This window comes from Streptomyces sp. NPDC046876 (assembly GCF_040645035.1).
Classification (GTDB): domain Bacteria; phylum Actinomycetota; class Actinomycetes; order Streptomycetales; family Streptomycetaceae; genus Streptomyces.
On record NZ_JBEYXK010000103.1, the window covers coordinates 1 to 24,470 of the forward strand.

General features: G+C 72.7%; 20 protein-coding genes. 4 read left to right on the plus strand and 16 right to left on the minus strand.

Features of this window, described 5'->3' with window-relative positions; translation table 11 throughout:
* Positions 1–223: 223 nt before the first annotated feature.
* From ABZ924_RS32375 to rsmH, 16 genes are all read right to left on the minus strand, one after another.
* A complete protein-coding gene (locus ABZ924_RS32375; RefSeq protein ID WP_361917834.1) occupies positions 224–1,417 on the minus strand; it encodes a DivIVA domain-containing protein in 1,194 nt (397 codons plus the stop codon).
* A gap of 82 nt (positions 1,418–1,499) precedes the next feature.
* The gene (locus tag ABZ924_RS32380; protein WP_030155988.1) at positions 1,500–1,796 is read right to left on the minus strand and encodes a YggT family protein; all 297 of its coding nucleotides are present in this window, start codon (positions 1,794–1,796) and stop codon (positions 1,500–1,502) included.
* A 74-nt stretch (positions 1,797–1,870) separates the two neighbouring features.
* Positions 1,871–2,479 (minus strand): cell division protein SepF, encoded by a 609-nt coding sequence (gene sepF / locus ABZ924_RS32385; RefSeq protein ID WP_361917837.1) that lies wholly within the window; start codon positions 2,477–2,479, stop codon positions 1,871–1,873.
* A 151-nt stretch (positions 2,480–2,630) separates the two neighbouring features.
* Positions 2,631–3,350 (minus strand): YggS family pyridoxal phosphate-dependent enzyme, encoded by a 720-nt coding sequence (locus ABZ924_RS32390; protein WP_361917840.1) that lies wholly within the window; start codon positions 3,348–3,350, stop codon positions 2,631–2,633.
* Positions 3,351–3,353: 3 nt separating this feature from the next.
* On the minus strand, positions 3,354–4,085 hold the full coding sequence (pgeF, locus tag ABZ924_RS32395) for a peptidoglycan editing factor PgeF (protein ID WP_361917843.1): 732 nt from the start codon (positions 4,083–4,085) through the stop codon (positions 3,354–3,356).
* Entirely contained in the window at positions 4,082–5,287 is a 1,206-nt protein-coding gene (gene ftsZ / locus ABZ924_RS32400) for a cell division protein FtsZ (RefSeq protein ID WP_361917846.1), read from the minus strand. Before ftsZ ends, pgeF begins: the two co-directional genes overlap by 4 nt.
* A 280-nt stretch (positions 5,288–5,567) precedes the next feature.
* Positions 5,568–6,326, minus strand: a complete 759-nt coding sequence (locus ABZ924_RS32405; protein ID WP_361917882.1) for an FtsQ-type POTRA domain-containing protein — start codon at positions 6,324–6,326, stop codon at positions 5,568–5,570.
* A gap of 249 nt (positions 6,327–6,575) precedes the next feature.
* Positions 6,576–7,670: an undecaprenyldiphospho-muramoylpentapeptide beta-N-acetylglucosaminyltransferase gene (gene murG, locus ABZ924_RS32410; protein WP_361917849.1), complete on the minus strand. Its 1,095-nt coding sequence runs from the start codon at positions 7,668–7,670 to the stop codon at positions 6,576–6,578.
* Between the two features lie 6 nt (positions 7,671–7,676).
* On the minus strand, positions 7,677–9,080 hold the full coding sequence (gene ftsW / locus ABZ924_RS32415; RefSeq protein ID WP_361917852.1) for a putative lipid II flippase FtsW: 1,404 nt from the start codon (positions 9,078–9,080) through the stop codon (positions 7,677–7,679).
* A gap of 64 nt (positions 9,081–9,144) precedes the next feature.
* Entirely contained in the window at positions 9,145–10,584 is a 1,440-nt protein-coding gene (gene murD, locus ABZ924_RS32420; RefSeq protein WP_361917855.1) for a UDP-N-acetylmuramoyl-L-alanine--D-glutamate ligase, read from the minus strand.
* Positions 10,566–11,636: a phospho-N-acetylmuramoyl-pentapeptide-transferase gene (gene mraY, locus ABZ924_RS32425; RefSeq protein ID WP_361917858.1), complete on the minus strand. Its 1,071-nt coding sequence runs from the start codon at positions 11,634–11,636 to the stop codon at positions 10,566–10,568. Before mraY ends, murD begins: the two co-directional genes overlap by 19 nt.
* Positions 11,633–13,057: a UDP-N-acetylmuramoyl-tripeptide--D-alanyl-D-alanine ligase gene (gene murF / locus ABZ924_RS32430; protein WP_361917861.1), complete on the minus strand. Its 1,425-nt coding sequence runs from the start codon at positions 13,055–13,057 to the stop codon at positions 11,633–11,635. Before murF ends, mraY begins: the two co-directional genes overlap by 4 nt.
* Positions 13,054–14,793 (minus strand): UDP-N-acetylmuramoyl-L-alanyl-D-glutamate--2,6-diaminopimelate ligase, encoded by a 1,740-nt coding sequence (locus ABZ924_RS32435; protein ID WP_361917864.1) that lies wholly within the window; start codon positions 14,791–14,793, stop codon positions 13,054–13,056. The genes murF and ABZ924_RS32435 overlap by 4 nt, the downstream gene beginning before the upstream one ends.
* A gap of 37 nt (positions 14,794–14,830) precedes the next feature.
* The gene (locus ABZ924_RS32440) at positions 14,831–16,651 is read right to left on the minus strand and encodes a penicillin-binding protein 2 (RefSeq protein WP_361917885.1); all 1,821 of its coding nucleotides are present in this window, start codon (positions 16,649–16,651) and stop codon (positions 14,831–14,833) included.
* Positions 16,652–17,041: 390 nt separating this feature from the next.
* Positions 17,042–17,512 (minus strand): hypothetical protein, encoded by a 471-nt coding sequence (locus ABZ924_RS32445; RefSeq protein ID WP_361917888.1) that lies wholly within the window; start codon positions 17,510–17,512, stop codon positions 17,042–17,044.
* Positions 17,513–17,562: 50 nt separating this feature from the next.
* On the minus strand, positions 17,563–18,522 hold the full coding sequence (gene rsmH / locus ABZ924_RS32450) for a 16S rRNA (cytosine(1402)-N(4))-methyltransferase RsmH (RefSeq protein ID WP_361917867.1): 960 nt from the start codon (positions 18,520–18,522) through the stop codon (positions 17,563–17,565).
* Between the two features lie 310 nt (positions 18,523–18,832).
* Between rsmH and ABZ924_RS32455 the strand changes: the two genes are divergently transcribed.
* The 4 genes from ABZ924_RS32455 to ABZ924_RS32470 all read left to right on the plus strand — a co-directional run bounded on the left by ABZ924_RS32455 (position 18,833) and on the right by ABZ924_RS32470 (position 24,367).
* Complete coding sequence (locus tag ABZ924_RS32455; RefSeq protein WP_361917870.1) at positions 18,833–19,384, plus strand: carbonic anhydrase; 552 nt, start codon at positions 18,833–18,835, stop codon at positions 19,382–19,384.
* A 137-nt stretch (positions 19,385–19,521) separates the two neighbouring features.
* On the plus strand, positions 19,522–20,532 hold the full coding sequence (locus ABZ924_RS32460; RefSeq protein ID WP_361917873.1) for a MoxR family ATPase: 1,011 nt from the start codon (positions 19,522–19,524) through the stop codon (positions 20,530–20,532).
* Positions 20,532–21,911, plus strand: coding sequence for a DUF58 domain-containing protein (locus ABZ924_RS32465; protein WP_361917876.1), 1,380 nt, complete (start codon positions 20,532–20,534; stop codon positions 21,909–21,911). The genes ABZ924_RS32460 and ABZ924_RS32465 overlap by 1 nt, the downstream gene beginning before the upstream one ends.
* Positions 21,908–24,367, plus strand: a complete 2,460-nt coding sequence (locus ABZ924_RS32470; RefSeq protein WP_361917879.1) for a DUF3488 and transglutaminase-like domain-containing protein — start codon at positions 21,908–21,910, stop codon at positions 24,365–24,367. The genes ABZ924_RS32465 and ABZ924_RS32470 overlap by 4 nt, the downstream gene beginning before the upstream one ends.
* Positions 24,368–24,470 lie beyond the last annotated feature (103 nt).

Sequence of the window (24,470 nt, forward strand, 5' to 3'; positions counted from 1 at the left end):
CAAAATCCAGCCCGCGCGGCGTTTGAGCGCACCGGGCGCGGAGCGCACGGAACCGGGTCCGGGCGGAGCCCGGTTTCGGGAAGGGGCGGGGAGGGGACAGGCTCCGCGCAGCGGCAGCCCGCAACCCGCAGCCCGCAGCGGCGGAGCAGGCCGGTACGGGAACGGGCCGGGCCCGGGTTCCGTGGAACCCGGGCCCGGCCCGTAGTGACTGCCGAGGGCTACGTCAGTTGTCGTCCTCGTCGATCAGGAAGCCCCGCATGGGCGACGGCGCCTGCATCGGCTGCGGCGCAGCCGGCCGCACCGGAGCCATCGGCTGGGTCATCGCCGGGGACATCTGCTGCTGCCCACCGTACGAGGGCCCGCCCATCGGGGAGGGACCGCCCATCGGGGAGGGGCTGCTCATCGGCGACGGACCGCCCATGGAGTGCCCCATCGCACCGGCCGGAGCCATCGACGGCGTCGGCGACGGCGGCAGCGCCGGACCGGCCGGGTTCCGCGGCGGGGCCAGGGAGTCGTCGGCCTGGGTCTCGAGCTGGCGCAGCTGCGACTCCAGGTAGGACTTCAGTCGCGTACGGTACTCACGCTCGAAGCCCCGCAGGTCCTCGACCTTGCGCTCCAGCGTGGCCCGCGCGGACTCCAGGGAGCCCATCGCGACGCGGTGCTTCTCCTGGGCGTCCCGCTCCAGCGCATCGGCCTTGGCGCGAGCGTCGCGCTCGAGGCCCTCGGCGCGGCTGCGCGCCTCGCCGACGATCTTGTTGGCCTCGGAGCGGGCCTCCGCGATCGCCTGGTCGGCGGTCTGCTGCGCCAGGGACAGGACGCGGGCGGCGCTGTCGCCGCCGGGGCCCTGCTGCGGGAGCTGCGGCTGCTGGGGCTGCATCGGCTGCATCTGCTGGCCCATGGGCTGCATCTGCTGGCCCATCGGCTGCATCTGCTGCCCCATGGGCTGCATCTGCTGGCCGAGCGGGTTCTGGCCGCCCATGGACTGCTGACCCATCTGCTGCATCTGCTGGCCCATGGGCTGCATGGGGCCGCCCATGGGGCCGGGGCCGCCGGGGCCCTGCGGGCCGGGGCCGCCGGGGCCGGCCGGAAGCTGCGGCTGGCCGCCCGGGAGCTGCGGCGGACCCATCTGCGGCGGACCCTGCTGGGCCGGCGGGCCGGATATGGCCGCGGGCACGGGGCCACCGGGGCGCTGGTCCTGGGGTTCCGGCTTGCGCATGCCCTGCTGCTGCTGGTTCTGCGCGGCGGCACGGGTCGCTGCGGCCAGCTTGGCGCGCAGGTCCTCGTTCTCGCGCAGCAGGCGCGTCAGTTCGGCCTCGACCTCGTCGAGGAAGGCATCGACCTCGTCCTCGTCATAGCCTTCTCGGAGGCGGACGGTCGTGAACTGCTTGTTCCGCACGTCCTCGGGAGTCAGCGGCATGTCTTCTTCACCTCTACGTAGTCGTCGGCAGTCGGCAAGACCGTATCGGGACTGTCCCCGCGCCTGCGGGAATGCTCATCGTTCACACGCTTCTCGCAGCGGTGCTCACGAAACTGATGAGGATGTAAACGATGATCATCAGCACGAAGAAGGACAGGTCGAGTGCCACGCCCCCGAGACGCAACGGCGGGATAAAGCGCCGGAGAAGCTTGAGCGGCGGATCGGTCACAGTGTAGGTCGCCTCCAGGACGACCACCATCGCCTTGCCGGGTGTCCACGAACGTGCGAACTGGAAGACGTAGTCCATGACCAGCCGGAAGATCAGCACGATGAGGAAGCACATCAGCGCGATGTACACCACCTGCAGTGCGACGCCCATCCCGCGCTTCCCTCTCCCCTGCTCTAGCTCTGTTCCTGCTCTGTTTCCCGGTCCCCCGTGCCTGACGGATCGGTCTAGCTTTGGTTGAAGAACCCGCCCTCCGCGATGCGGGCCTTGTCCTCCGCCGTGACATCGACGTTAGCAGGCGAGAGCAGGAACACCTTCTGTGTCACGCGTTCAATGCTGCCGTGCAATCCGAACACGAGACCGGCGGCAAAGTCGACAAGTCGCTTTGCGTCCGTGTCGTCCATCTCCGTGAGGTTCATGATCACCGGGGTGCCCTCACGGAAGTGTTCCCCGATGGTACGGGCCTCGTTGTAGGTCCGGGGGTGCAGCGTCGTGATGCGGTACGGCTCCCGCTCGGAGACGACCTTGGGCATGATCACGGGGGCGTTCTTCTCCAGGTTCGTTCGTTCAGGTGTGATGGATGCCACGGGGGCGATTCGCGCAGGACGTCCGCTTTCCACCGGCAAGGGGGTGGGCTCCCGCTGCGCCGGGGGTTGTACGGCTCGTACCGGTTCGTCCGGTACGGGTGCTTGGTGCACGGGCTGCTGGCGCCGGCGGTCCCGCTCCGGTTCCGGCTCGGGTTCGAATTCGTCGTCCGGGTCGTATCCCGGGTTGTCGTACCGGTCGTCCTCCACGAGGCCGAGGTAGACCGCCATCTTGCGCATCGCGCCGGCCATTCTCCGAGTCCTCCGCTCTGTGGTGGATCGCCCTGTCGCAGGTGTGTCGCTGTGTCACCGAAGTCACCAACTGCCCGCGATCCACGCGGTCTGCCCGCCCATCAGCGGGAATGACCATATTTTCTGCTGTGGTCCGACTTTCTTCGCGACGTTACCCGAGCCGGGGTCTCGCGCCGAGTACCGCAGTGCCGACGCGTACATGTGTCGCACCGGCCGCAACGGCCTGTTCCAGGTCTGCACTCATCCCGGCCGACACCATCGTGGCAGCCGGATGGTCCGCGCGCAGGCGGGATGACAATTCCATCAGCCGCTCGAAGGCGGCCCGTTCGCGTCCCGCGTACGGTCCGACCAGCGGAGCCACCGTCATCACGCCGTCCAACCGCAGCCCGGGCGCCGCGGCCACGAGCTCCGCGAGCTCGGTGAGCTGCTCCGCAGCGGCCCCGCCCCGGCTGCCGCGCTCCCCCGACTCCGCGTCGAGGGCGATCTGCACGAGGCAGCCGAGCTCCCGTCCGCTCTGCTCGGCGGCCGCCGAGAGCGCGGTGACCAGTCGGGGCCGGTCGACCGACTGCACCACATGCGCGTATTGCGCAACGGAACGGACTTTGTTCGTCTGCAACTGGCCGACGAAGTGCCAGCGCAGCGGCAGATCCGCGCAGGCCGCGGCCTTGGGGGCGGCGTCCTGGTCGCGATTCTCCGCAACATGACGGACGCCCAGCTCCGCCAGCAGTCGTACGTCGCTCGCGGGGTAGGTCTTGGTGACCACGATGAGCGTCACCTCTTCCCGCTCGCGCCCCGCGGCGGCACAGGCGGACGAGATGCGGTCCTCCACCCGGGCCAGGTTCTCCGCGAGCTCCGACTTACGATCCGTCATCACCTAGTCCAACCAGACATATCCGGCAAGCCGCCCGGTCACCCGGTCGCGGCGGTACGAGAAATGATCCCGCGACTCCAGTGTGCAGACCGTCGAGCGGTGGCGGTTCACCACCCCCAGCCCCTCGAGCTGGGCGTGCACCCCGGCGACGACGTCGACGGCTGGCGTTCCCCAGCTGGTTTCGGCCCGGGCCTCGGGCACCACCGCGGCCACCTCGTCGCGCATCTCGGCGGGAACCTCGTAGCAGCGGCCGCAGACCGCCGGGCCGGTGCGGGCGATGATCCGTCCGGGCTCGGCCCCGAGGGCGACCATCGCCTCGACGGCGGCGGGCACCACTCCGGCGACCAGTCCGGGCCGCCCGGCGTGGGCGGCGCCGGCGACCCCGGCGACGGGGTCGGCCAGCAGCACCGGCGTGCAGTCGGCGGTGAGCACCGCGAGGGCGAGGCCCCGGCGGGCGGTCACCACCGCGTCCACCTGCGGGATGTCGGCGGCGGCGCCCCAGGGTCCGGGGACCACCGCCACGTCGCGGCCGTGCACCTGGTTCATCCAGACCACGTGGTCGGGTGCGATGCCCAGGGCCTCCGCCGCGAGCGCCCGGTTGGCGAGTACGGCGGTCGGGTCGTCCCCGACCGCGCCGCCGAGGTTGAGCTCCTCGTACGGAACGGCGCTCACCCCGCCCCACCGGTCGGTGAAGGCGAAGTGGGCGCCGTTCTCGATGTGCTGCCCGAGTCTCACTTCAAGAAGTCCGGAACGTCCAGCTCCTCGGCCGGGCTGTCCTGGTAGGGCCGGGCCGTGGGGACCTGCGGCGCGGGCGCCGCCACCTCGACGGGGGCCGGCTCGACCGGGGCCGGGGGCTCCTCGCGCGGGGTGACCGTGCCCAGTCCGCCGAACGCGGGGCGCACCGGCTCGGCCGCGCGGACCGGGGCGGGGGCGGGCTCCTCGCGCTTGGTGGACGCGGCGCCGATGACGTTGTCCCGGCGGGCCGGCGGCTGTCCGCCGTCGAAGCCGGCCGCGATGACGGTGACGCGCACCTCGTCGCCGAGCGCGTCGTCGATGACGGCGCCGAAGATGATGTTCGCCTCGGGGTGGGCGGCCTCGCTGACCAGCTGGGCGGCCTCGTTGATCTCGAAGAGGCCGAGGTCGGAGCCGCCGGAGATGGAGAGCAGCACGCCGCGGGCGCCGTCGATGGACGCCTCCAGCAGCGGGGAGGAGATGGCCATCTCGGCGGCGGCGACCGCGCGGTCGTCGCCGCGGGCGGAGCCGATGCCCATGAGGGCCGAGCCTGCCTCGGACATCACGGACTTGACGTCGGCGAAGTCGAGGTTGATCAGGCCGGGGGTGGTGATGAGGTCGGTGATGCCCTGGACGCCGGAGAGCAGGACCTGGTCGGCCGACTTGAAGGCGTCGAGCACCGAGACCTGGCGGTCCGAGATGGACAGCAGGCGGTCGTTCGGGATGACGATGAGGGTGTCGACCTCTTCGCGGAGCTCGGCGATGCCGTCCTCCGCCTGGTTGGCGCGGCGCCGGCCCTCGAAGGTGAACGGCCGGGTGACCACACCGATCGTCAGGGCGCCGAGCGAGCGCGCGATGTTGGCGACGACGGGGGCGCCGCCGGTGCCGGTGCCACCGCCCTCGCCGGCGGTGACGAAGACCATGTCGGCCCCCTTGAGGACCTCCTCGATCTCCTCACGGTGGTCCTCTGCCGCCTTGCGACCGACTGCCGGGTTGGCGCCGGCGCCGAGGCCGCGGGTGAGTTCACGGCCGACGTCGAGCTTGACGTCGGCGTCGCTCATCAACAGCGCCTGCGCGTCCGTGTTGATGGCGATGAACTCGACGCCCTTGAGACCGACCTCGATCATTCGGTTGATGGCATTGACACCACCGCCGCCGACACCGATGACCTTGATGACTGCGAGGTAGTTCTGCGGTGCTGCCACGTCGAAGGCCTCTCGCCTCGAGTTACGTGTCGCCGCCTCGCGGGCCTGCGGTGCGACGACTGATGCCGAAATGTGGGACGGTCCGAACGCGCCGACCCGAACCCTAACCCTGAAGTTTAGGGTTAAGTATGTGCCTGATCCCTGGACTCTTCCGAACAGGACACTAAGTCGACAAGTAGCGCGTGTTCAACGAACACGCCGAACCTCCCGTTTTTCTTTTCACCCTATGTGATCACCCGTATCGGTGGCCAACCAGGGTGCGTCGCTGTTCGACCTGACGTCAACTCCCGGACACCGCGGGGGCGGTGGGGACGCTCACGTCGAAGTGGGCCGCCTTCGGTGCGGCTTTCAGCAGGGCGGTCAGCGCACGGCCCTTCGCCTCGCCCTGTTCGCCGCTCCCCCACACCACCGAGCGCCGCCCGGTCAACTCCAGCACGACCGAGTCGTACGAGCCCACCTTGACCTGCACCGTCTGCGCCGCGACCGCCTCCGGGAGCCCCGCGGCGACGCCCACCGCCTCGTGCAGCAGCCGCTCCTCGTCGAAGCGGCGGCCGCTCGGCGACTGCGCCGCGCCCAATTCGAGGACGGGAACGCCGGCGGGTGCTTTCGCAACCGTGTCGAAGCGGACACCCGTTGCGTCCACTTCCACGAAGTTGGCGTCCTTTTTGATGAGCAGGACGGGTTTGCGCTCCGTCACTTTCAGCCCGATTCCGTGCGGCCAGGACCGCACGACATCGACCGAATCGACACGGGGCAGCCGGCTGCGGACCCGGCCCGCGATCTCGTCGGTGTCCACGCCCACCAGCGGGGCCCCGACCGGCACGGCCGCGGCGGCCAGCACCTGTTCGGGAGTGAGCACCTGGGTGCCGCTCGCGCTCACCTTCTCGACGCGCAGCCAGGAGGAGCCGTACAGCACCCAGCAGACGCCGCCGGCCAGCAGCGCCACGGCGGCGAGCAGGACCAGCAGGCGGCCCCGGCGGCGCATCCGCCCGAGGACGCGGAGGAGGGCGCGGCCCGCCCCGCCGGGCCCCTTCGGCACCCTGGGCGCCTTGGACTTCTCGGCCGGCTTGGAGGGATTGGCGGCCTTCGGCCCGTTCGGGGCCTTGGGCTGCTTGGACTGCTTCGACGACTTCGACGGCTTCGACGAGGTGGGCGAGGTGGGCGGCTTCGGGGAGCCTGGCCCTTTGCCCGCGCGGGCAGGGCGGCCGGACCGGTCGGGGAACGGGGTCCCGCGCCGTGTGGTCTTCGGTCCGGCCACGCCTGCCTCCTGCGTCGGTGCCTTCCCGCCTCAGCGGGTCCGGTGTGCCGCGATCGCCTCGTACACCATCGCGACCAGCAGCTCGTCGGCGTCCCGGCGGCCGAACTCGGCGGCCGCGCGGGACATCTCGTACAGGCGGTGCGGGTCGGACAGCACCGGCAGGACGTTGCCGAGCACCCACTCGGGCGTCAGCTCCGCGTCGTCGACGAGCAGGCCGCCGCCGGCCTTGACCACCGGCTGGGCGTTGAGCCGCTGTTCGCCGTTGCCGATCGGCAGCGGGACGTACGCGGCCGGAAGCCCGACGGCGGAGAGTTCGGCGACGGTCATCGCGCCCGCCCGGCACAGCATCATGTCGGCGGCGGCGTACGCGAGGTCCATCCGGTCCACGTACGGTACCGGGACATAGGGCGGCATCCCGGGCATGTTGTCCACGTGCGGCAGTTCGTTCTTCGGGCCGACCGCGTGGAGGATCTGGACGCCGGAGCGCTGGAGGGTCGGCGCGACCTGCTGGATGGTCTCGTTGAGGCGGCGGGCGCCCTGCGAGCCGCCGGAGACCAGCAGGGTCGGCAGGTTGGGGTCCAGGCCGAACGCGGCGCGCGCCTCGGGGCGGACGGCGGCGCGGTCCAGGGTGGAGATGGTGCGGCGCAGCGGGATGCCCACGTAGCGGGCGCCGCGCAGCTTGCTGTCGGGCGTGGAGACCGCGACGGCGTGCGCGTAGCGGGAGCCGATCTTGTTGGCCAGGCCGGGGCGGGCGTTGGCCTCGTGGACGATGATCGGCACGCCGAGCCGCTTGGCCGCGAGGTAGCCGGGCAGGGCCACGTAGCCGCCGAAGCCGACGACGGCGTCGGCCTTGGTGCGCTCCAGGATCTCCTCGGCCGCCTTGATGGTGCCGCGCAGCCGCCCCGGGACGGTGATGAGCTCGGGGGTGGGCTTGCGGGGCAGCGGGACGGCTGGGATCAGGCCCAGCTCATAGCCGCGCTCGGGCACCAGGCGGGTCTCCAGCCCGCGCTCGGTGCCGAGGGCTGTGATGCCCACGGAAGGGTCCTGCCTGCGCAGGGCGTCCGCGAGGGCGAGCGCCGGCTCGATGTGGCCGGCGGTCCCCCCACCGGCGAGTACGACATGCACCGAAATTCACCGCTCTCCGGACGGACGCCTCTTGACGCGCCGTCTCATCGACTTCCATCTCTGCCCGCTCCACTTCCGGCCCTTCCTGGGCCGGCGCATCGCGAGCGCCGCGCGTGCGGCCGGCTCCTCCCGCGCGAAGGCGATGAGCAGTCCGACCGCGAACATGGTCGGCAGCAGCGCGGACCCTCCGTACGAGAAGAGCGGGAGCGGGACACCGGCGATCGGCAGCAGGCCGAGCACCGCACCGATGTTGATCACGGCCTGGGCCGTGATCCAGGTGGTCACGCCTCCCGCGGCATAGCGTACGAAGGAGTCCTCCGTGCGTCCGGCCACGCGGATACCCGCATAGCCTAGAGCCGCGAACAGGGCGAGTACCGACAGCGTCCCCGCCAGTCCCAGTTCCTCCCCGGTGATGGCGAAGATGAAGTCGGTGTGGGCTTCGGGCAGTTGCCCCCATTTTTCCACACTGGCCCCCAAACCGGAACCGAACCATCCGCCGGATGCGAGGGCGTAGATCCCGTGCACGGCCTGCCAGCACAGGTCGTTCCTGCCGGGATCGGTCGCGCCGATGCAGGCGAGCCGGTCCATCCGGTGCGGGCTGGTCTTGATGAGCAGTGCGACGATCACACCCGCGAAGCCCAGGACCCCCACGAACATCCGTGTCGGGGCCCCGGCCAGCCACAGCAGGCCGAACAGGACGGCCCCGAGGATCATCGCGGTGCCCATGTCGCCGCCCAGCATGATCAGCCCGAGCAGCAGGAAGGCCACCGGGACCAGCGGCACCAGCAGGTGCTTCCACTGGCTCAGCAGCTCCTTGTCGCCCTTGCGGGCCAGCAGGTCGGCGCCCCACAGGATCAGCGCCAGCTTGCCGAACTCACTGGGCTGGAGCATGAACGGACCGCCAAGGGAGATCCAATTCTGGTTGCCGTTGATCGACACCCCTATCCCGGGAACCTGCACCAGCACCATGAGGAACAGGGTTCCGGCGAGCACGGGATAGGACAGCGCCCGGTGGAGCTTGACCGGCATCCGGGAGGCGACGAGCAGCAGCCCGGTGCCGATCAGGGCGGCCAGGAACTGCTTCTTGAAGAAGTACGCGTCGCCCAGGCCCAGCTGGAGCGCCTTGATCATGGAAGCGGAGTAGACCATCACCAGGCCGAGCACGGTGATGAGCAGCGAGCTGCCGAAAATCAGGTAATACGCGGTGAGAGGTCGGTCCCAGGCCCGCGCCAACTGCCGCTGCGTGCGCCGCAGCCGGGTCAGCGGCCCGCCCCCGGCGGGCCGCCGCAGGCCCAGTGCAGGCCGTCTGCGGCCCTGGGCCTGCGGCCGGACGGCCCCGGCACCTTTCGCGGACCCCGCGGACTTCCCGGCGGACGGCCGCCGCCCGGGCAGCACCTGCTTGGCCGGCATCTGTGACCTTCCCCTCCACTCGTACGCTGCGAGCAGCCGGTCGGGAAGGATCCTCCTGCCTGACCTAGGCGCTCTCGGCGGCCAGTTCGCGCACCGCGTCCGCGAATGCGTCCCCGCGCTCGTTGTAGTTCGCGAACATGTCCATCGAGGCACAGGCGGGTGCCAGCAGAACCGTGTCGCCGGGTTCGGCGAGCCGGGCCGCTTCCCGGACCGCTGCGAGCATCGCCCCAGTGTCGGTCCGGTCGAGGTCGACGACCGGGACCTCGGGGGCGTGTCGCGCCAGCGCCTCGGCGATCAGCGCCCGGTCGGCGCCGATCAGCACCGCGCCGCGCAGCCGCTTCGCCGACTTCTGCACCAGCTCGTCGAAGGTCGCGCCCTTGGCGAGGCCGCCCGCGATCCACACCACGGGCTCGTACGCGGCCAGGGAGGCCTCGGCGGCGTGCGTGTTGGTGGCCTTGGAGTCGTCGACGTACGCGACCCCGCCGACCTCGTCCACGTACGCGACGCGGTGCGCGTCCGGGCGGAAGTCGCGCAGCCCGTCGCGGACCGCGCGCGGTGCGACGCCGAAGGCGCGGGCCAGGGCCGCCGCGGCGAGGGCGTTGGCGATGTTGTGCGGGGCCGGCGGGTTGACGTCGGCGACCTCGGCGAGCTCCTGGGCGTTCTTCTGCCGGTTCTCGACGAAGGCCCGGTCGACGAGGATGCCGTCGACGACGCCCAGCATGGAGGGGCCCGGGGCGCCGAGGGTGAAGCCGATGGCGCGGCAGCCCTCCTCGACGTCGGCCTCCTCGACGAGGCGCTCGGTGGCCGGGTCGGCCACGTTGTAGACGCAGGCGACGGTGTTGCCCTCGTAGATGCGGCCCTTGTCGGCGGCGTACGCCTCCATCGAGCCGTGCCAGTCGAGGTGGTCGGGGGCCAGGTTCAGCACGGCCGCCGAATGGGCGCGCACCGAGGGCGCCCAGTGCAGCTGGTAGCTGGAGAGCTCGACGGCGAGGACGTCGTACTCCTCCTCGCCGAGGACGACGTCGATGATCGGGGTGCCGATGTTGCCGACGGCCGCCGTCTTCAGCCCTGCGGCCCTCAGGATCGAGGCGAGCATCTGGGTCGTGGTGGTCTTGCCGTTGGTGCCGGTGATGGCGAGCCACTCGGCGGGCTTGCGGCCGGGACGGACCCCGCGCAGCTGCCAGGCGATCTCCACGTCCCCGACCACGTCGACGCCGGCCTTCGCGGCGGCCTCGAACAGCGGGCTGCCGGGCTTCCAGCCGGGCGAGGTGACGACCAGGTCGGTGCCCTCGGGGAGGGTCTCGGCGTCGCCGAGGCGGACGGAGATGCCCAGTTCGCCGAGTTCCGCGGCCTTGGCCCGGTGGCCCTCGCCGTCGCCGCCGTCCACCACGGTCACGGATGCGCCGAGGCCGGCCAGGGCGCGGGCGGCGCTGATGCCGCTCACGCCGAGACCGGCGACGGTGATGTTCTTGCCCTGCCAGGAGGTCACTTGTCGGCTGCCCATCCCGCGTAGAAGAGTCCGAGGCCCACGATCACGCACATGCCCTGGATGATCCAGAAGCGGACCACCACGAGGACTTCGGACCAGCCCTTGAGTTCGAAGTGGTGCTGCAGCGGTGCCATCCGGAAGACGCGCTTGCCGGTGAGGCGGAAGGAGCCGACCTGGATGACGACCGACAGGGTGATGAGCACGAACAGGCCGCCGAGGAGGGCGATCAGGAACTCCGTGCGGGAGCAGATCGCGAGGCCGGCGAGCGCGCCGCCGAGGGCCAGCGAGCCGGTGTCACCCATGAAGATCTTGGCGGGCGAGGTGTTCCACCACAGGAAGCCGAAGCAGGCGCCCATGAGCGCGGACGCGACGATCGCGAGGTCCAGTGGGTCGCGCACCTCGAAGCACGCGTTGGGGTTGGTCAGGGTCTGCGCGTTGGCGCAGGACTCCTGGAACTGCCAGACGCCGATGAACGTGTAGGCGCCGAAGACCATCACGGCGGCGCCGGTGGCCAGGCCGTCCAGGCCGTCGGTCAGGTTCACGCCGTTGGACATGGCCAGGATCATGAACAGGGCCCAGACCACGAAGAGCACCGGGCCGATCGACCAGCCGAAGTCCGTGACGAAGGACAGCTTGGTGGAGGCCGGGGCGTTGCCGCGGGCGTCCTTGAACTGCAGCGCGAGAACGGCGAAGGCGATGCCGACGATCAGCTGGCCGGCCATCTTGGCCTTGGCCCGCAGGCCCAGCGAACGCCGCTTGACGATCTTGATGTAGTCGTCGAGGTAACCGACCAGGCCCATGCCCGCCATCAGGAACAGCACCAGCACGCCGGAGAACGTCGGCTGGCTGCCCGTGATCACCTTCGTCAGGGCGTACGCGATGAGCGTGGCCAGGATGAAGGAGATACCGCCCATGGTGGGCGTGCCCTTCTTCCCCGCGTGGCCGCGCGGGCCGTCGTCACGGATGAACTGGCCGTAGCCCTTGCGGGCCAGCAGCTTGATCAGCAGCGGGGTGCCGACGACGGTGAGGAACATACCGATGACACCCGCGAACAGGATCTGCCTCATCGGCCGGCACCCTCGCCCTCGCCGACCAGCAGCGCCTGAGCGACCCGCTCCAGGCCGATCGACCTGGAAGCCTTCACCAGCACGACGTCCCCCGGGCGCAGTTCACTGCGCAACAGGTCGATCGCCGCCTGCGCGTCGGACACGAGCACCGACTCCTCACCCCACGAACCCTCGTTATAGGCGCCCAGTTGCAGCCAGGACGCTTCCCTGCCCCCGACTGCGACGAGCTTGCTCACGTTGAGCCGGACGGCAAGCCGTCCCACCGCGTCGTGCTCGGCCAGCGAGGCGTCTCCGAGCTCGGCCATGGGACCGAGCACCGCCCACGTGCGTCCCCCGTTCGCCCTGGCGGCGCCGCCCATGGCGGCCAGCGCACGCAGTGCGGCCCGCATGGACTCGGGGTTCGCGTTGTAGGCGTCGTTGACGACCGTAACGCCGTCCGACCGCTCGGTGACCTCCATCCGCCACCGGGACAACGTGCCCGCCCCGGAGAGCGCGGTGGCGATCTCCTCGACGGACATGCCCAGCGTGTGGGCGACGGCGGCCGCTGCGAGCGCGTTCGACACGTGGTGCTCACCGTACAGGCGCAAGGTCACTTCGCCGCACCCGGTGGGTGTGTGAAGTGTGAAGGAGGGCTGTCCCGCAGGTGTCATCCGGACCTCGGTGGCCCGTACGTCGGCGTCCTCGGCCTCGCCGAAGAGCACCGTACGGGCCTTGGTCCGGGCGGACATCGCACGCACCAGCGGGTCGTCGGCGTTGAGGACGGCCACGCCGCCGTCGGCCGCGGCCGGCAGGGCCTCGACCAGCTCTCCCTTGGCCACGGCGATCTGCTCGCGGCCGCCGAACTCGCCGATGTGGGCGGTGCCGACGTTGAGGACGAGGCCGATGCGGGGCGGGGTCAGGCCGGTGAGGTAGGCGATGTGCCCGATGCCGCGGGCGCCCATCTCCAATACCAGGTGCCGGGTCTCCTCGGTGGCGCGCAGCGCGGTGAGGGGCAGGCCGATCTCGTTGTTGAGGGAGCCGGGCGTCCACACGGTGGGCGCGTGGGCCTGGAGCACCTGGGCGATGAGGTCCTTGGTGGAGGTCTTGCCGGCGGAGCCGGTCAGGGCCACCACATCGGTGCCCAGGCGCTCGACGACGGCCCGGGCGAGGGCGCCGAGGGCCTTCTCGACGTCGGCGACGACGATCGCGGGTACGCCGACGGGCCGGGCGGCGAGGACGGCCGCGGCGCCGGCGGCGACGGCGCGCTCGGCGTAGTCGTGGCCGTCGACGTGCTCGCCGGCGAAGGCGGCGAACAGGCTGCCGGCCTCCACCTGGCGGGAGTCGATGACGACGGGACCGGTGATCCGCACGGACGGATCCGGTATGTCGTGGGGCCGCCCGCCGGTGATGTCGGCGATCTCGGCGAGGGAGAGGGCGATCACTGGTTCACCTCGGCCTGGGGGACGCTTCGCTCGTGCGGCTGCGCGGTGTGCGCTGCCTGTGCCTCGATCGCGGCGCGGAGCACCGCGCGGTCGTCGAAGGGGCGTACGACACCGGCGGTGTCCTGGCCCTGTTCGTGGCCCTTGCCGGCCACCAGCACGGTGTCGCCGGGCTCGGCCCGGGCGACGGCCGCGGCGATGGCCGCGGCGCGGTCGGCGTCGACGAGGACCGTGCCGCGCTCCTCGGCGGGGACGGAGACGGCGCCCTCGAACATCGCGGCGAGGATCTTCAGCGGGTCCTCGGAGCGCGGGTTGTCGGAGGTCAGCACGGCGGTGTCGGCGAACCGGGCGGCGGCCGCGCCCATCGGGCCGCGCTTGGTGGTGTCTCGGTCGCCGCCGCAGCCGAGCACGATGTGCAGCCTGCCGGCGGTGACCTCGCGCAGGGCGCGCAGCACCGACTCGACGGCGTCGGTCTTGTGCGCGTAGTCCACGACGGCGAGGTACGGCTGCCCCGCGTCGACCCGCTCCAGCCGGCCCGGGACCCCGGGGACGGCGGCGACGCCGTCGGCGGCGGTCTGCGGGTCCAGGCCCGCGGCGGCGAGCGTGGCGATCGCGGCGACGGTGTTGGCCACGTTGAACGGGCCGGGCAGCGGGGCCCTGGCGCTCACGCGCTCCCCGTTCGGGCCGAGCACGGTCAGGGTGGAGTCCATGTGCCCGAAGACGACGTCCTCGGCGCGCCAGTCGGCGGCCGGGTCGCCGGCGGCGGAGAAGGTGACGACCGGGATCGCCGACTCCTTGGCCAGGCGGCGGCCGTACTCGTCGTCGATGTTGACCACGCCCAGGCGGGCGCGGCGCTCGGTGAAGAGCTCGGCCTTGGCCCGGAAGTAGTCCTCCATGTCGGAGTGGAATTCCATGTGCTCCGGGCTCAGGTTGTTGAAGACGGCGACGTCGAAGACGCAGCCGTCGACCCGGCCGAGCACGAGGGCGTGGCTGGAGACCTCCATGGCAACGGCCTCGACGCCGCGTTCGCGCATGACCGCGAAGAGCGCCTGGAGGTCGGTGGCCTCGGGGGTGGTCCGCTCGGACTTGATGCGCTCGTCGCCGATGCGCATCTCGACCGTGCCGACGAGTCCGGTCGTCCGGCCCGCGCCGCGCAGTCCGCCCTCGACGAGGTACGCCGTGGTGGTCTTGCCGGAGGTGCCGGTGATGCCGATCTGGAGCAGGCCCTCGCCGGGGCGGCCGTAGATCGCGGCGGCGAGGGCGCCCATCCGGCCGCGCGGGTCCTCGACCGCCAGGACCGGCAGTCCGGTCGCGGCGGCGCGCTCGGCGCCCGCCGGATCGGTCAGCACGGCCGCGGCGCCGAGGGCGGCCGCCTGGGCCGCGAAGTCGGCGCCGTGCATCCGGGCGCCCGGCAGGGCGGCGTACAGGTCGCCGGGGCGCACGGCACGGGAGTCGTGCGTGATGCCGGTGATCTGCGGCTGCGCCTGCTGCGCGGCGCCGGGGGCGGGGGCGTCGAGACCCAGCAGGGCCGCCAGCTCGCCGAGCGCGCTCGGACGGGCGGTCACGGGCCGGGGCGCACCCGGCGGCGTTGCCGGGGCGTCTTTCTGGGTGGTTCTGGGCTGATCAGCGTGGGGCACGGCGGTGAGCGTACCCGGCGCGGCGGGCCGGTAGCCAAGCGAGGGCCCGGCCGGGGCGGCTTCGGCGGACTGGTTCCCGGGTTTCGGGGTGATCGTTGTCACTGATTGTGCCTCAGGCGGTTCGGGCCGGCGGGCCGGGTCACTGACCGGGCTGCGGGCTGGGCTGCGGGGCGGTCGGGGGTGCGGCCTGCGGGCCGGCGTCGTAGGTGACGGGCAGGCCCGCGGGGGCGCTTCCCGTGGGGGCGACCTGGAGGGTCTTCAGGGCGAACTCCATGACCTTCTTGTAGATGGGTCCGCAGATCTGGCCGCCGAAGTAGCTGCCCTTGGTCGGGTTCTGGATGGCGCAGTAGACGGTGATGCGGGGGTTGTCGGCGGGGGCGAAGCCGGCGAAGGAGGCGGTGTAGCCCTTGTAGCGGCCGGTGGCCGGATCCACCCGGTTGGAGGTGCCGGTCTTGCCGCCGACCCGGTAGCCGGGGATCTTCGCCTTGGTTCCCGTGCCCTCCTGGTCGTCGACGACGGATTCGAGCATCTCGGACAGGGTGTGGGCGGTCTCCTTGCTGATCACGCGGGTCTGTGCGGGGGCGGGGGCGGGGGTGAAGCGGCCGTCGGGGCCCTTGGTGCCGCGGACCAGGGTCGGCTCGATCCGGACGCCCCCGTTGGCGATCGTCGAGTACACGGAGGCCGCCTGCATGGCGTTGAGGGACAGGCCCTGGCCGAAGGGGATCGTGTACTGCTGGGAGGTGGACCAGGACTCGGGCCGGGCGAGCAGGCCGCGGGACTCGCCCGGGTAGTTCAGGCCGGTGGGCTGCCCGATGCCGAACCGGGTCAGGTAGGAGTACAGGACCCGGTTGGCCTCGGGCTGGGTGGCCCCGAGCTGGCCGGTGGCGAGGATGGTGCCGATGTTCGAGGACTTGGCGAGGACCCCGTTGAGGGTCAGGTACCAGGTCGGGTGGTCGATGTCGTCCTTGAAGAGCCGGTCGCCCCGGTGTAGCCGGTTGGGGACCTCGACGTGGGTCTCGGGGGTGGCCTTCTTCTCCTCCAGCACCGCGGCCATCGAGATGACCTTGGCGGTGGAGCCGGGCTCGTAGACGTCCTGGAGCGCCGCGTTGCCCATGGCCGCGGAGCTGGCCTTCGACAGGTCGTTGGGGTCGAAGCCGGGGGCGTTGGCCATGGCCAGGACCTCCCCGGTGCGGGTGTCCTGGACGATGACGTAGCCGCGGTCGGCCTCGGACTTCTTGACCTGCTCGGCGATGGCGCTCTGCGCCGCCCACTGGATGTCGCGGTCGATGGTCAGCTCGACGTCCGCGCCGGGCACGGCGGGCTTCTCGCTGGACCCGGCGGTGGGCACGCGGCGGCCGCCGGACTGGGCGTAGGTGATCTCGCCGTCCTTGCCGGAGAGCTTCTTGTCGAGGGCGGACTCCAGGCCGCCGGCGCCCTTGCCCTCGGCGTTGACGTAGCCCAGTATCCCGGCGGCGAGGTCCCCGTTGGGGTACACGCGCTTGCTGCTGTCCTCGTTGAAGACGCCGGCCAGGACGTTGGCGCCGGGGCCGTTGGCCCGCTTGTCGGCGGCGGCCTTCTCGGCGAAGACCCGCTTGAGGTCCTTGATCTGGTTCCAGACCTGGGGGGTCTGGCGGCGCGCCAGGATCACGTAGCGGCTGTTCTTCGTCCGCAGCTTGCCGGCGAGCGCGCCGGCGTCCGTGCCGAGAATGGGGGCGAGGAGGGCGGCCGCCTGCTCGGGGGCGTCGGGGGCCTTGCTCTCCTGCGGGGTGAACATCTTCGGGTCGGCGGTGATGTCGTACGCGTCGACGCTGGTGGCGAGGGCGACGCCCTTGCGGTCGGTGATCTCGCCGCGCTCGGCGGCCAGGGTGTAGCTGGTGAACCGGTTCTCGGAGGCCTTGGCGGAGTACGCGGAGGCGTCGACGGCCTGCACCTGGAGCAGCCGTACGACGAAGGCCAGCATCACCAGCGTCAGGCCGACGCCGACCAGCCGCAGCCGCGGCTTGGGACTCCCGAGCCGAATGGTGTGCGGCCCCCGCCCGCCGGCGCCGCGCCGCCCGGCATCGACCCGCGGGCGATCCCCGCCCCGAGCATCGACCCGAGCCCGCTCCCCTCCGGGCCGCGGCACCCGCCGCCCACCCATCGAACTCACAGCCCCACCCCCACGAATCCAGCCCCGCCGGCGCTCGAGGCTGATCCAGCCCCGCCGGCGTTTGAGGCGCGGGGTCCGGGGCGGAGCCCCGGGACCGTCCCAGCCCCGCCGGCGCTTGAGGCGACGGGTCCGGGGCGGAGCCCCGGGAAACGGTGAAAGGGCGGGGTGGGGAAAAGTCCCGCAGGGGGCCGCGTCACGACGTCACCTTCCGGGGGCCGGGCTGGGCTGGGGGCTCGCCGCCGCGGAGGGCGGCACGACGGCCGGCGGACCGGCGGGACTCGGGACGGCAGCCGCCGGGGCCCCCGCAGCCGCGGCCGAAGGCGAGGGCGAGGCCGAGGGCGACGGCGAAGCCACCGGCGTCTCGGCGACCACGGCGTTCCCGGACACCTCCCCGTCCGGCCCGATGAACACGGGGGTCCCGCCGGGCACCATCCCGAGCTCCTGCGCCCGCCGCTGCAGCGCATCCGGCTGCGAGTAGGCGTCCACGTCCCGCTGGAGCGCCTGCTCCTCGTCCGTGAGCGCGGTGGTCTCCTTCTTCAGCCGGGCCAGCTGGAAGGAGCCCTGGTTCAGCGCCGAGTTCAGCAGGAGCAGGCTGATCAGACCGCCGGCGAGCAGCGCGACGACCAGCAGGACGAACGGCGTCCGCGCCGCCTGCCCGGAGCCCCCGCGCAGCCGCCCGAGCCCTCCGGCACCCCCGCCCGCGCCCGCGCCCCCGGCTTTGCTCACAGGTCCGCCTCCCGGATCCGCTCGACCCCGCGGAAGCGGGCCGGCGCGGCCCGCCGGTTCTCGGCGATCTCCTCCTCGGTGGGCAGTTCCGCCCCGCGCGTGAGGAGCTTCAGCTTGGGCTGGTACTTCTCGGGCACCACCGGCAGCCCGGGCGGCGCGGTGGAGGTAGCGCCCGCGGCGAAGACCTGCTTGACGAGGCGGTCCTCCAGCGAGTGGTACGACAGCACGGCGATCCGGCCGCCGACGGCGATCCGGTCCACGGCCGCCGGAATGGCCCGCTCCAGGACCGACAGCTCGCCGTTGACCTCGATCCGCAGCGCCTGGAAGGTCCGCTTGGCCGGGTTGCCGCCCGTCCGCTTGGCGGCCTGCGGCAGGGCGTCGCGGATCAGCTCGACCAGCCGCGCGCTGTTGTCGAACGGCTGCTTCTCGCGCTCGCGCACGATCGCCGAGACGATCCGCTTGGCCTGCTTCTCCTCGCCGTACTGGCGCAGGATCCGTACAAGCTCGCCCGCCGGGTAGGTGTTGAGCACCTCGGCGGCGCTGATCCCGGTCGTCTGGTCCATGCGCATGTCCAGGGGCGCGTCCTGGGCGTACGCGAACCCGCGGTCGGCCTCGTCGAGCTGCATGGAGGAGACGCCGAGGTCGAAGAGGACGCCCTGGACGGTCGGGATGCCGAGGCGGTCCAGTACGGCCGGCAGCTCGTCGTAGACGGCGTGGACGAGGGTGGCCCGGTCGCCGAAGGGCGCGAGCCGCTCGCCGGAGAGCCGCAGGGCCTCCTTGTCGCGGTCGAGGCCGATCAGGCGGGCCTCGGGGAACCGGGTCAGCAGGGCCTCGCTGTGGCCTCCGAGGCCGAGGGTGCAGTCGACGACGACGGCTCCCGGCGCCTGGAGCGCCGGGGCCAACAGGTCCAGGCACCGCTGGAGCATCACCGGGACATGTCGGGACTCGCTGGTCAAAGCGCCCTCTCAAGTAACGGCGCGGCCGGCGGACGCCGCGCCGCACACGCGGAGTGTTACCAAGGGGCCGGGCGGCCGGTGGGGCCGGGCTCCGGCCGGTTCGCGTCACTTTAGTGCAACGGTCGCCGCGGTCAACGAACCGCCCCGCGTGCCGCCCGTCCACCTCGCCCGGAACCCCCGAAAGCCGCGAATCACCCGGTCGGCCGCCCCCGGCCCACCCTTGTGGGTTAGCTCACAACAAGGCAGGTTGACGTTCTTTGTCCATCCTCTCTCCATGCCTTTACCAGCGGTGACCACTAACGTCGTAGGCATGACGACCTCCGCATCCCTCCCCGCAGAGTCCACCACCGAGGCATCCGCAGGCGGATCCGTCACCGACCGACTGGTAGCGGCGAACCGCACGTACGCCGCGCAGTTCCGGGACCCGGGCATGGACGCCCGCCCCGTCCTGCAGGTGGCGGTCGTGGCCTGCATGGACGCCCGTCTCGACCTCCACGCCGCCCTCGGTCTCGAGCTCGGTGACTGCCACACCATCCGCAACGCCGGCGGTGTGGTCACCGACGACACCATCCGCTCGCTCACCATCAGCCAGCGCGCCCTGGGCACCCGCACGGTGATACTCATCCACCACACCGGCTGCGGTCTCGAGAGCCTGACCGAGGACTTCCGGCACGAGCTGGAGGACGAGGTCGGCCAGCGCCCCGCCTGGGCCGTCGAGGCCTTCCGGGACGTGGACCAGGACGTCCGCCAGTCCATGCAGCGGGTGCGGACCAACCCCTTCCTGCCCCACCGCGACGATGTGCGAGGCTTCGTCTTCGACGTGCACACCGGACTCCTGCGGGAGATCGATCCCGCCTCGTGAGTGACACAAGGCCGTAGGGCCGTCAAGAATGCGGGATGGCGCCGCCCGGAAAACCGTCCGGGCCGGCGTCCGTGTTGGGGTGGGCCGGTCATACGCCAAGGACGTCGGCCCTGCCGGAAAGGGCCGAGGAGTACCAGGTGACGACCTATGACGACAGAGCGAGCCTCGCGGATCTGACGAGCACGGCCGAGCGGGTGCGCAGCTCCGTCGAGAGCGTGATCGAGGGCAAGCCCGAGGTCGTGCGCATCGCGCTCACCGTGCTGCTCGCCGAGGGGCACCTGCTGATCGAGGACGTCCCCGGCGTCGGCAAGACCATGCTCGCCAAGACCCTCGCCAAGTCGATCGACTGCTCGGTGCAGCGCATCCAGTTCACCCCGGACCTGCTGCCGTCCGACATCACCGGCGTCAGCATCTACGACCAGCAGCGCCGCGAGTTCGAGTTCAAGCCCGGCGCGATCTTCGCCCAGATCGTCATCGGCGACGAGATCAACCGCGCCTCGCCCAAGACCCAGTCCGCGCTGCTGGAGTCGATGGAGGAGCGCCAGGTCACCATCGACGGCACGACCTACGCCCTGCCGAGCCCGTTCATGGTGGTCGCCACCCAGAACCCGGTGGAAATGGAGGGCACCTACCCGCTGCCCGAGGCGCAGCGCGACCGCTTCATGGCCCGCGTCTCCGTCGGCTACCCGAGCCCGGACGCCGAGCTGCAGATGCTCGACGTCCACGGCGGGCTCTCCCCGCTCGACGACCTGCAGGCCGTCGCCCACGCACACGACGTCGTCAAGCTCATAGACGCCGTGCGCGAGGTGTACGTCGCCGAGCCGGTCCGGCGCTACGTCGTCGACCTGGTCTCCGCGACCCGCAGCCACCCCGACCTGCGCCTGGGCGCCTCGCCGCGCGCGACCCTGCACCTGCTGCGCGCCGTGAAGGCCTCGGCCGCGCTGTCCGGCCGCGACTACGTGCTGCCCGACGACGTCCAGCAGCTGGCCGGCCCCGTCCTCGCGCACCGCCTGCTGCCGACCGCGCAGGCCCAGCTGAACCGCCGCACCGCCGAGCAGGTCGTCCACGAGATCGTGCAGCGCACCCCCGTGCCGTCCGCGCACTCCCGCGGCGACGTGCCGCCCGGCGCGGGCATCCGGGGCTTCTGATGGGCGCCGGTGCCCCGCGCGGCGCCGGCGGCGAGGACACCGGCGGCCGGGGATTCGGCGGGCTGCGCGCGTCGCTGTCGGGTCTGACCACCCGCGGCCGGTCCTTCCTGGCCGCCGGGATCGCCGCCGGCCTGTGCGCGTACGTCCTGGGCCAGGGCGAGCTGCTGCGGGTCGGGCTGCTGCTGGCCGCGCTGCCGCTGGTCTGCGTCCTCGCCCTGCACCGCACCCGCCACCGGGTCGCGGGCAGCCGCCTGCTCAGCCCCGTGCGCGTGGCCGCCGGCGCCGAGGCCCGGGTGCAGCTGCGCGTCGACAACGTCTCGCGGATACCCACGGGCCTGCTGATGCTCCAGGACCGGGTCCCGTACGTGCTCGGGCCCCGGCCCCGCTTCGTCCTGGACCGGGTCGAGCCGGGCGGGCGCCGCGAGGTGTCCTACCGGGTCCGCTCCGACCTGCGCGGCCGCTACCCGCTGGGGCCGCTCCAGCTGCGGCTGACCGACCCGTTCGGGCTGGTCGAGCTGACCCGCTCGTTCAGCAGCCACGACCTGCTGACCGTCGTCCCGCGCACCGAGGAGCTGGTGCCGGTGCGGCTGGCCGGCGAGACCTCCGGCTACGGCGACGGCAGCCGCCGCGCCCTGGCGCTGGCCGGCGACGACGACGTGATCCCGCGCACCTACCGGCGCGGCGACGACCTGCGCCGGGTGCACTGGCGCTCCACCGCCCGCTACGGCGAGCTGATGGTCCGCCGCGAGGAGCAGCCGCAGCGCAGCCGGGCCACCGTCCTGCTGGACACGCGGGACGCGGCCTTCGAGGGCGCGGGCCCCGACTCCGCCTTCGAATGGGCCGTGTCCGCAGCCGCCTCCACCCTGGTCCACCTGCTCGAGCAGGGCTTCTCGTCGCGGCTGCTGACCGACGCGGGGACCGCGGTGCCCGGCGAGGGCGGCGGCTTCTCCTCCGGCGGGCAGGAGTCCGCCGAGGCGGCCGGACTGATGATGGACACCCTCGCGGTCGTCGGGCACTCCGACGGCGCCGGCCTCTCCCGCGCGTACGACGCGCTGCGCAGCGGCGGCGCGGGCACCGGCGGCGCGGGCTTCGGCGAGGCCGGCGGCGACGGGCTGCTCATCGCCTTCTTCGGGGACCTGGACGACGTACAGACGGAACTGGCGGCCAAGATGCGCGGGCGCAGCGGGGCCGCGGTGGCCTTCGTACTGGATGCGGCGCTGTGGGCCGGTCGGCCCACCGCGGTGGAGGAGCGGCTGCACCGGCTGCGCGCGGCGGGCTGGACGGCCCTGGCCGTGCCGCCCGGGGGCGCGTTCGGGGAGCTGTGGCGGCAGGCCGGCAACGCCCCGCTGGGCTCGGGTGCAGCCGGGGGCCGGGCATGAGCGGGCGGGCGCGCGTCACGCTGTTCGCGTTCCTGGCGACCCTGCTGACCTCCTGGTCGCTGGCCTCGCTGGTGGAGTCGGCGGGCTGGCTGCTGCAGGCGGCGCTGCTGCTGGCCGTGCAGAGCGGGGTCGGGGCGGCGGCGCGGCGCATACCGCTCGCGCGGGCCCTGACCGTGGCTGCGCAGGTCGTGGTGTCGCTGCTGGTCCTCGCCCTGCTGTTCGCGGGTAAGGGCGAGTCCACGGGGGACGGGCCGATGGCCTACCTGGTGGGCGATTTCGCCGCCCTGTTCCGGCGGGGCGTGCAGGACGTGGCCGAGTTCGCGATCCCGGCCCCGCTGACCGACGGCATCCGGCTGCTCCTGCTCTCCGGCGTGCTGCTGGTCGGGCTGCTGGTGGACCTGCTCGCGGTGACCCTGCGGAGCGCCGCCGCGGCCGGGCTGCCGCTGCTCGCGCTGTACTCGGTGGCCGCCGGGCTGTCCGCCGGGACCGGGGCCCGGGGCGCCTGGTTCTCCTTCCTGCTGGCCGGCGCCGGCTACCTGTTGCTGCTGCTGGCCGAGGGCCGCGACCGGCTGGCCCAGTGGGGCCGGGTCTTCGGCGGGGCGCCGCCCGGGCGGGTCTCGGCGGCCTCCGGGTACGGGGGCGGCGGCTCCGGCCAGGCGACCGCTCCCGTACGCACCGGGCGGCGCATCGGCGCGGTCGCGCTCGGTATCGCGCTGACCGTGCCCGCGGCGCTGCCCTCGCTCGGCGGCGGACTGCTGGCCGGGCAGGGCGAGGCCGAGGGCGGCGGCAGCGGGACCGGCGGGACGATCTCCGCGGTGAACCCGCTGGTCTCCCTCCAGGGCAGCCTGAACGCGCAGGACAACCGGGTGGTGCTGAAGTACCGCACGGACAGCCCGCAGCTCGGCGAGCAGTACCTGCGGATCCTGGCGCTGGACGAGTTCAACGGCGTCAAGTGGGAGGCCTCCGGGCGCGCCCTGACGGACGTGCCGGAGCAGCTGCCGGTGCCGCCGGGGCTCAGCCCGCAGATCCGGCAGAACGCCGTCGAGGTGCGCACCAACGTCTCCGCGGCCGACAGCTACGCGCAGCGGTACCTGCCGATGCCGTACCCGGCGACGAGCGTGGACATCCCCGGCAAGTGGCGGTTCGAGCCGGCCGGGCGGACCCTGGTCGGCGACCAGCTGGCCAAGGACCGCTTCCAGAACGTCCAGGGCGCGGTGTACACGGTGCGCAGCCTGCTGCTGCGGCCGACGGCGGCCCAGCTCCAGGCGGCGCCCGAGGCGCGGCAGGAGATCCGGGACGAGTACACGAAGCTGCCGGACAACCTGCCGCCGGTCGTCGCGGAGACGGCCCGCCAGGTGACGAAGGGCGCGAAGGACGACTACACGCGGGCGGTGCGGCTCCAGGACTGGTTCGCGGTCGGCGGCGGCTTCCGCTACGACACGAAGGTGGCCTCGGGCACGGGGCCGCAGGCGATCGCCCGGTTCCTCGCCGACAAGGAGGGCTTCTGCATCCACTTCGCGTTCTCGATGGCGGCGATGTCGCGCTCGCTCGGGATCCCGGCGCGGGTGGCGGTCGGCTTCACGCCCGGCGAGAAGCAGTCGGACGGCACGGTCAACGTGACCATGCGGGACGCGCACGCCTGGCCGGAGCTGTACTTCGAGGGCGTGGGCTGGACCCGGTTCGAGCCGACGCCCCGTCAGGGCATCACGCTGCCGGACTACTCGCGCTCCGAGCGGCCCGCGGCGCAGCCCTCCGCGCCGGCGCCGCTGCCGTCGCAGAGCTCGGCGCAGCCCTCGGCGGCCCCGTCGAAGGCGGACGACTGCCCGCCGGAGCTGGCCAGGCTCGGCGAGTGCGGGAAGAAGGCCCCGGAGTCGGGCGCCGGAGCCAAGGACGACGGTGTGTCGGTGGGGGCGGTCCTCGCCTGGACCGGCGGCGTACTGGCCCTGCTGGCGCTGCCGCTGCTGCCGCTGCTGTGGCGTTCGCGGGTCCGCGCCCTTCGGCTTGCGGCGGGTGCCGTGCTGTCGGCCTGGGAGGAGCTGGGCGACACGGCCTGGGACGTGGGCATCGCCCCCGACGGGGCGCTGTCGCCGCGGCGGGCCGCCGACCGGCTGGTGCTGCTGGGGCGGCTGGAGCAGGACGCCGCGGCTTCGGTGTACCGGGTCGCCGGGGCGGTGGAGCGGGTGCTGTACGCCCGGCCGGACGCCGCCGGTGAGGCGGCGTACGAGGGGCTGGCCGCCGACGTGCTGGCGGCCCGCGCGGCGCTGCTGGCAGGCGCCGGCCGCGCCGGCCGGCTGCGCGCGCTGCTGCTGCCGCGCTCCGGGGTGCGGTTGCGGTGGGCGGCGACGGCCCGCTGGTCGGCTGCTGCCGCGGCAACCCGCGCCTGGCTGACCCCACTGACCGCCCGCCTGAAACCCCTGGGCCGGAAACTCCGCCCACCACTGAAACCCCGCGGCTGACCACCCCGTCCAGCCCCGCCGGCGTTTGAGGCGCGGGGTCTGGGGCGGAGCCCCAGGCGGGGCCGGGGGCGCAGCCCCCGGTTTCGGGGGGCACCTCCCAGCG

Coding starts and splice junctions, on each gene's coding strand:
- ABZ924_RS32465 (WP_361917876.1), top strand. CDS start 20,532: ATGGGCGCCGGTGCCCCGCGCGGCGCCGGCGGCGAGGACACCGGCGGC.
- ABZ924_RS32375 (WP_361917834.1), bottom strand. CDS start 1,417: ATGCCGCTGACTCCCGAGGACGTGCGGAACAAGCAGTTCACGACCGTC.
- ABZ924_RS32470 (WP_361917879.1), top strand. CDS start 21,908: ATGAGCGGGCGGGCGCGCGTCACGCTGTTCGCGTTCCTGGCGACCCTG.
- ABZ924_RS32380 (WP_030155988.1), bottom strand. CDS start 1,796: ATGGGCGTCGCACTGCAGGTGGTGTACATCGCGCTGATGTGCTTCCTC.
- sepF (WP_361917837.1), bottom strand. CDS start 2,479: ATGGCCGGCGCGATGCGCAAGATGGCGGTCTACCTCGGCCTCGTGGAG.
- ABZ924_RS32455 (WP_361917870.1), top strand. CDS start 18,833: ATGACGACCTCCGCATCCCTCCCCGCAGAGTCCACCACCGAGGCATCC.
- ABZ924_RS32390 (WP_361917840.1), bottom strand. CDS start 3,350: ATGACGGATCGTAAGTCGGAGCTCGCGGAGAACCTGGCCCGGGTGGAG.
- mraY (WP_361917858.1), bottom strand. CDS start 11,636: ATGAGGCAGATCCTGTTCGCGGGTGTCATCGGTATGTTCCTCACCGTC.
- ftsW (WP_361917852.1), bottom strand. CDS start 9,080: ATGCCGGCCAAGCAGGTGCTGCCCGGGCGGCGGCCGTCCGCCGGGAAG.
- ABZ924_RS32440 (WP_361917885.1), bottom strand. CDS start 16,651: ATGCTGGCCTTCGTCGTACGGCTGCTCCAGGTGCAGGCCGTCGACGCC.
- murD (WP_361917855.1), bottom strand. CDS start 10,584: ATGGGCAGCCGACAAGTGACCTCCTGGCAGGGCAAGAACATCACCGTC.